The sequence below is a fragment of the bacterium genome (genome assembly GCA_036524115.1).
Lineage (GTDB): Bacteria > JAUVQV01 > JAUVQV01 > JAUVQV01 > DATDCY01 > DATDCY01.
Genome location: DATDCY010000180.1, coordinates 1 through 4,039, shown reverse-complemented (window position 1 = coordinate 4,039; position 4,039 = coordinate 1). Strand labels below are relative to the sequence as shown.

Annotated in this window: 6 protein-coding genes; 5 read left to right on the top strand and 1 reads right to left on the bottom strand. The window is 70.7% G+C overall.

Features of this window, described 5'->3' with window-relative positions; all coding sequences use genetic code 11:
- A partial coding sequence (locus VI078_08855) for a phosphoribosyltransferase (protein HEY5999389.1) occupies positions 1 to 182 on the top strand: 182 nt, incomplete at its 5' end.
- Here the strand turns inward: VI078_08855 and VI078_08850 are convergent.
- Positions 179 to 676 carry a Mut7-C RNAse domain-containing protein gene (locus tag VI078_08850; protein HEY5999388.1) on the bottom strand — a complete coding sequence of 166 codons (498 nt, stop codon included), beginning with the start codon at positions 674 to 676 and terminating at the stop codon, positions 179 to 181. The two genes, VI078_08855 and VI078_08850, sit on opposite strands and share 4 nt — an antisense overlap.
- A gap of 134 nt (positions 677 to 810) precedes the next feature.
- Between VI078_08850 and gap the strand changes: the two genes are divergently transcribed.
- The 4 genes from gap to secG all read left to right on the top strand — a co-directional run.
- Positions 811 to 1,815 (top strand): type I glyceraldehyde-3-phosphate dehydrogenase, encoded by a 1,005-nt coding sequence (gap, locus tag VI078_08845; GenBank protein HEY5999387.1) that lies wholly within the window; start codon positions 811 to 813, stop codon positions 1,813 to 1,815.
- A 21-nt stretch (positions 1,816 to 1,836) separates the two neighbouring features.
- The gene (locus VI078_08840; protein ID HEY5999386.1) at positions 1,837 to 3,027 is read left to right on the top strand and encodes a phosphoglycerate kinase; all 1,191 of its coding nucleotides are present in this window, start codon (positions 1,837 to 1,839) and stop codon (positions 3,025 to 3,027) included.
- On the top strand, positions 3,024 to 3,785 hold the full coding sequence (gene tpiA, locus VI078_08835) for a triose-phosphate isomerase (GenBank protein HEY5999385.1): 762 nt from the start codon (positions 3,024 to 3,026) through the stop codon (positions 3,783 to 3,785). The genes VI078_08840 and tpiA overlap by 4 nt, the downstream gene beginning before the upstream one ends.
- Positions 3,786 to 3,827: 42 nt before the next feature.
- On the top strand, positions 3,828 to 4,039 hold a 212-nt coding region (secG, locus tag VI078_08830; GenBank protein HEY5999384.1), incomplete at its 3' end, for a preprotein translocase subunit SecG.

Sequence of the window (4,039 nt, the reverse complement as noted above, 5' to 3'; positions counted from 1 at the left end):
GTGGTGATCATAGGCGCGTGCTGCTCTGCGACGACGTGCTGACGACGGGCACGACCGCCGAGGCCTGCTGCCGGGTGCTCAAGGACGCGGGGGCCGCGTGGGCCGGCGTCGCCGTCGCGGCCCGCGTGCTGCTGCCGCTGGCGCACCGCGAGCGGCCCGGCGCTCTCCCCGAGGACGCCTAGCGCGGGGAACCGGGCAGCGAGGCCGCCAGCGCAGCCGCCAGCCTGCGCCGGTGCGTCCCCGGCCAGTAGACCCGGCCGCAGCCCGGGCAGGCGCGGAAGTCGCGCTGCGTGGCGCGCACGTGGTCCGGGGCCCCCGCCTCGACCTCGTCGGGCGTGGCGCGGCGCAGCCGCGTGTTGCACACCAGGCAGCGCGTCAGCAGCCGCGAGCGGTCCCGCACGCCGAGGACGGCCGCCAGCTCGCGCAGCTGGCCGGCGGTATCGTTCGCGTGCAGCAGCACGAGCCGCACCTTCGGCGGGCGCGCGATGCGGGTGTCGCGCGTCACCAGGATGCGCCGCTCCCGGGCGGCACGCCGGAGCAGGTCCGCGTCGCCCGCGGCGCGGTCGTACGCCGTGTCGTGGCCGAGCGCGCGCAGCCAGCGGGCGAGACGCCCGAGCATGACGTCGCAGAGGAGGCGGGGGGACGGCTCCCGCGGTCGCGGCGGCGAGGAAGCCATGGGGAGAGTATACGCCGCGGGCGGCTCCGCGGCTGTCCGGCGGCGGGTGCGCGGTTTGACATTGTCCCCATAACTCTGCTAAATTATTGCGGTTCTACGGCGAGACACAACCATCCGCAGGGGAGGGAAGGCGCATGGCAATCCGCATCGGCATCAACGGTTTCGGCCGCATCGGCCGCGTGTTCTTCCGCACGCTCGCCGGCCACCCGGAGTTCGAAGTGGCGGCGATCAACGACCTGACGGACACCAGGACCCTGGCGCACCTGCTCAAGTACGACTCGGTGCACGGTCGCTTCCCCGGCAGCGTCGAGGCCGGCGCCGATTCGCTCGTCGTCAACGGCAAGACCATCCGGGTTCTGGCGGCGAAGGACCCCGCGGAGCTGCCCTGGAAGGCCCTCGGTGTCGAGTACGCCGTCGAGTCGACGGGCAAGTTCACCGACCGCGCCGGCGCCGGGAAGCACCTCGAGGCCGGCGCCAGGAAGGTCGTCATCTCCGCGCCCGCCAAGGACCCGGACGTCACCGTGGTGCTCGGCGTCAACGAGGGCGTCTACAAGCCCGCCGAGCACCACATCGTCTCGAACGCCTCGTGCACGACCAACTGTCTCGCGCCGGTCGTCAAGGCGCTCGACGACGCCTTCGGCGTGAAGCGCGGCCAGATGACGACCATCCACTCCTACACCAACGACCAGAAGATCCTCGACTTCCCGCACAAGGACCTGCGCCGGGCCCGCGCCGCCGCCCTCTCGATGATCCCGACCTCGACGGGGGCCGCCAAGGCGATCGGCATCGTGCTGCCGCACCTCAAGGGGAAGATCGACGGCTTCTCGATGCGGGTGCCGACCCCGAACGTCTCGGTCGTGGACTTCGTCTGTGAACTGGGGAAGGCGAGCGACGACACGGGCGTCAACGCCGCCCTCAGGGCCGCGGCGGAAGGACCGATGAAGGGCGTCCTCGACTACACCGAGGAGCCGCTGGTTTCCGTCGACTTCAACGGCGCTTCCTGCTCCTCCACCGTCGACGCCGGCTGCACGAAGGTCATCGACGGCACGTTCTGCAAGGTGGTCTCCTGGTACGACAACGAGATGGGCTACAGCTGCCGGCTGCGCGACCTGGTCCGCTTCATGGCGGCGAAGGGCTAGACGCCCGTGACGGCCTCGGCGATGCAGAAGCTGACCCTCGAGGATGTCCCCGTCAAGGGGAAGCTGGTCTTCATCCGGGTGGACTTCAACGTCCCCCTGGACGAGAACCACAACATCGTCGAGGACACGCGCATCCGCGCGGCGCTGCCGACGATCAACCACTGCATCGACGAGGGCGCGCGCATCGTCATCGCCTCGCACCTGGGGCGGCCCAAGGGCGTGGTCAACCACGACTACTCGCTCGCCCCGGTGCGCAAGCGCCTCGAGCGGCTGCTGAACAAGGAGGTCGTCCTCGCCCCCGACTGCGTCGGCCCGAAGGTCGACGAGTTGGTCGCGGCGCTCACGCCCGGGCAGGTGCTGCTGCTCGAGAACGTGCGTTTCCACAAGGAGGAGACCGCCAACGACCCGGCGTTCGCGAAGGCGCTCGCGCACGGGGCGGACGTCTTCGTCATGGACGCCTTCGGCACGGCGCACCGCGCCCACGCCTCCACGGCCGGGATCGCCGCGCACGTGCCGGTCTCGGTGGCCGGCTTCTGCCTGAAGAAGGAGATCGACTACTTCGACAAGGTCATGGGCAGCCCGACGCGCCCGGTGGCCGCGATCATGGGCGGCGCGAAGGTCTCCGACAAGATCGGCGTCATCGACAACCTCATCCAGCGCATGGACAAGATCGTGATCGGCGGCGGGATGATGTTCACGTTCCTCAAGGCGATGGGCTACGAGATCGGCGCCTCGATCGTCGAGATGGAGATGCTCGACACCGCGCGCACGATCATGACCCACGCCCGCGAGAAGGGCGTAAAGTTCTACCTGCCGGTCGACTGCGTCGTCGCCAACAAGGTCTCGCCCGACGCCGAGATCAAGATCGTCCCCGTGCAGGAGATCCCCGTCGGCTGGGCGGGGCTGGACATCGGGCCGGCCACGATGCGCCTCTTCGCCGAGGCGCTGCAGAACGCGCGCACGATCATGTGGAACGGGCCGATGGGCCTCTTCGAGATGGAGCCGTTCTCGCGGGGGACCTTCTTCCTCGCCCACACGCTCGCCGACTCCTACGCGCTGACGATCATCGGCGGCGGTGACACCGACGTCGCGGTCAACCGCGCCGGCGAGTCCTCGAACATGTCCTACATCTCCACGGGCGGCGGCGCCTCCCTGCAGCTGCTCGAGGGCAAGCCGCTCCCCGGCATCGAAGCGCTGAGCGAACGCCGATGAGCGCGCGCACCCCGCTCATCGCCGGCAACTGGAAGCTCAACCTCACGCTGGCCGAGTCCGTCGCCCTCGCGGCGGCGCTGCGGGACGCCGGCGCCGCCCGCGCCGGGCGCGAGGTGATCGTCGCGCCGGTGTTCACGGCGATCGACGCCGTGGCCCGCGCGCTGCGGGGCAGCGACGTCAAGGTCGCGGCGCAGGATGTCTACTGGGAGGAGCGGGGCGCCTTCACCGGCGCGGTCTCGACCTCGCTGCTGTTCGACGCCGGCGCCACCGCCGTCATCGTCGGGCACAGCGAGCGGCGCCAGCTCTTCGGGGAGACCGACGGGGACGTCAACCGCAAGACGCTCGCGGTGCTGCGCGGCGGCCTGCTGCCGATCGTCTGCGTCGGCGAGACGCTCGCCGAGCGCGAGGCGGGGGCGGTCGAGGCCGTCGTCGGCCGCCAGGTGCGGGGCGCGCTCGCCGGCGTCGCGGGCGGGCAGGTCGCGGGCCTGGCGCTGGCCTACGAGCCGGTCTGGGCGATCGGCACCGGCCGCACGGCGACGCCGGCGCAGGCCAACGAGGCGCACGCGCACATCCGCGGCTTGATTTCCGGCGAGTTTGGGGCTACGGTTGCCGCCCGGGTCCGTGTGCTCTACGGGGGCAGCGTGACGCCGGCGACCGTCGACGAGCTGATGAGCGAGCCGGAGATCGACGGCGTGCTGGTGGGAGGGGCGAGCCTGAAGGCCGAGACCTTCCTGAAGATCGTGAACTTCCGGGCGTAAGGCCTGGGGCAGGCAACCAAAAAGGGAGCGGACAGCAAGACCATGTACACCCTGATGATCATTCTCCACGTCGTCGTCAGCCTCGCGCTGATCCTGATCGTGCTCCTGCAGACCGGCAAGGGCGCCGAGATGGGCGCCGGCTTCGGCGGCGGCTCGAACCAGACGATCTTCGGCAGCCGCGGCGCCGCGACCTTCCTCTCGAAGGTCACGACCGGGGCCGCGGTGATCTTCATGCTCACCTCGCTGTCCCTGGC

Bases quoted from the DNA above. Each gene is read 5' to 3' on its own strand.
- VI078_08850 (HEY5999388.1), bottom strand. From the start codon at position 676: ATGGCTTCCTCGCCGCCGCGACCGCGGGAGCCGTCCCCCCGCCTCCTC.
- gap (HEY5999387.1), top strand. From the start codon at position 811: ATGGCAATCCGCATCGGCATCAACGGTTTCGGCCGCATCGGCCGCGTG.
- VI078_08840 (HEY5999386.1), top strand. From the start codon at position 1,837: ATGCAGAAGCTGACCCTCGAGGATGTCCCCGTCAAGGGGAAGCTGGTC.
- tpiA (HEY5999385.1), top strand. From the start codon at position 3,024: ATGAGCGCGCGCACCCCGCTCATCGCCGGCAACTGGAAGCTCAACCTC.